At 56.7% G+C, this 2,365-nt stretch carries 2 protein-coding genes; one reads left to right on the top strand and one right to left on the bottom strand.

The window, feature by feature from the left end:
• A partial coding sequence (locus tag AC33YF_RS13720) for a winged helix-turn-helix transcriptional regulator (protein ID WP_491777776.1) occupies positions 1-614 on the bottom strand: 614 nt, incomplete at its 3' end.
• A gap of 261 nt (positions 615-875) precedes the next feature.
• Here AC33YF_RS13720 and AC33YF_RS13715 point away from each other — a divergent pair.
• Positions 876-1,991 carry a carboxymuconolactone decarboxylase family protein gene (locus tag AC33YF_RS13715; protein WP_491777775.1) on the top strand — a complete coding sequence of 372 codons (1,116 nt, stop codon included), beginning with the start codon at positions 876-878 and terminating at the stop codon, positions 1,989-1,991.
• The last annotated feature ends 374 nt before the right edge of the window (positions 1,992-2,365 follow it).

The following is a 2,365-nucleotide window of genomic DNA, read 5'->3' as shown; positions in this document are numbered from 1 at the left end:
AGCCGCGTTCGTCCGGTCAGTCTAATCCGCCGGTCACGGAGCGTCTGCCCGAGGCCAACATCGCCCATCCAGACAGCAGTTAGAGTTCTTAAGTCCGTCAGCACTTCCAGATCCACGTCGTAGCCGGGATCCTTCATGCAAACGTCGACTTCGCCACCTTTGACGACAAGCCACCAACGCCGGAACCTTGCCGCGTAGTCGCTGAACTCGAAGTGGAGAACTGTCCGCTCCGTCCCAAAATAGTCGGCATTAATTGTCCTGTGGATGTCCCACATTAGTAGAGATGGATCGAGGTCCTCGGGCGAAAGCTTGCTGCGTACCCAACGATGCCCCCAAACCCCCACCTGCAGGATGATAGGCTTCAGCTCCCGCCCGGCCTCGCTGAGGGTGTAACGGATACCTCGCTCCGTTTCTGTCCGGGCCACAACGCCCGCAGCCTCTAGCGACTTCAGTCGCGACGACAACAGGCTTGGCGAAATCAGCGGCAATCCCTTTCGCAGATCGTTGAAGGTCTCACTGCCCGCGCCTAGTTCGCGGATGATGAGGTGCGTCCATCGCTCACCGAGTATCTCCGACGCCTTCGCGATTGGGCAAAACTGTCCGTAACTGCTCATGGGAAAGAAAATAGCCCGTAGGCTGCCGATGTTCTAGTATACATTTTGTACCGAAATCAGGGAAAGTTCGGTGCTGCGCAAAGCAACCATGAACGAGTGCTTTTCTAAATTATAATATTATTATCAGTAATATAGATGAAGAAAGGTATTGCTGGGACGCCCAGCACTCATGACCCGTCGGTACATATTTTATACTAGAAATTATGGTCGCGATTCCGAAATGGTAACAGCACAGTTCAACTCGAACCAAGGAGCAGAACCATGTTGCCAGAAAAGCTCAGATTTTGGTTGTTCGATACTCTCTCAGTAAAGACCATGCGCTTCGTCAGCGCCGTGCCCACCCGCCAGGCGGAGGGCTTGACCAAACAGGTCTATGACATGATCAGAGAAGACTTCTTCAAGAACGGTTCTCTGACAAGCCGCTCCAAAGTCCCCGAACTCATGGCCGCCATCTGGACAGGTGGGCGCGAGGCTATGCTGGTTGAGGATAAGGTGGACCGAACCACCAAGGACGCTATCAGCGCTGTGCTCTCGCAGATCAACGACTGTCCCTATTGCGAGGACATGCTGGTCAGCCTCGTGCACGCTGGCGGAGAGCATGAAGCCGCTGGTGACATCTTCGAGCAGAATGCTCTGCCCGAGACCAATGCACGCTTGCGTGAATGTCTTGAGTGGGTGAGGGCGATTGCCACGCCGGGCAATCACTACATTCCACCGAACCCCTTCACTACCGACCAGCTGCCTGAGGTTTTTGGCACGCTGATGGGCATGAGCGACATCAACCGCTTCAGCCACGTCGTTATGCAAGACTCGCCCGTCAATGCCCCCTTCGGCCTGCGGACAATCAAGGCGCTCGCCTTGAGACTGTTCGGATCGGAGCTTGAGTTTACGCGCAGGCTCACGCTGGAGCCCGGACGGGCGCTATCTTTGTTGCCGCCGGCGACGCTGCCAGCCGACATGGCCTGGGCGAAGTCTAACTCCCGCGTAGCCGACGCGCTCGCTCGGTGGACCGCAGCCGTGGAGCGCAATGCTAAAAGCGTTATTTCCAATGCGGTTAGCCGGACGGTCGACGCAGCATTACAGGACTGGAACGGTGAGCAAATGCCCATCAGCCGTTCTTGGGTCGACGAAGAGACCGCTGAACTTCAAGGAGCGGATCGGGACATCGCCAAGCTGGCGATTGTTTTGGCCAAGGCACCTTACCAAGTCGATGCAAGTTTGGCCCAGGGCGTCTTGGGCGATGACCGGGATGAGGAGCGCTTCATCCGCATCCTGGCCTGGGCATCATTCACCGGCGCGCGCCGCTTCGTTCAGATCGTCGCAGCAAAATCTGCCGCTGCGCCGTCCGAAGGCGAGTGCTACAGTTTGGCTGCATAGGCAGATGGCATGGTGTCGGGGCCTCATTTCCGATGCCATGCCTTTTCATCCCTATCTCGAGGGTCCGCTTTGGGTCATTAGCGGAACTCGTCGAGCAGATCCCATATGTCCGCTTTACTGCTCAAAACGGACATTGCGCTATACTTCCCCGTCGCCACCGGAAATGTTGACCCCTAAATGCCGCCCGAGAGACTCGCGGCGGAGATAACGCCCGACTTCGCGGCGAAACCGTCTCTGCCATCAGTAACAGCAGATCGTGCGGGTGAAGCGGGCCTACTGGTTGATCGTACCAATTTTCCTGTCGTCAACGAAGCCGATGGCCTCTTTCACGTGGCCAAGATCCGACCCGACGATGCCCCTGTGGAAACGATTGA

Source organism: Methyloceanibacter sp., from assembly GCF_058506495.1.
Note: the sequence above shows the minus strand (reverse complement) of the source record. Positions and strands in the feature narration are given on the sequence as shown.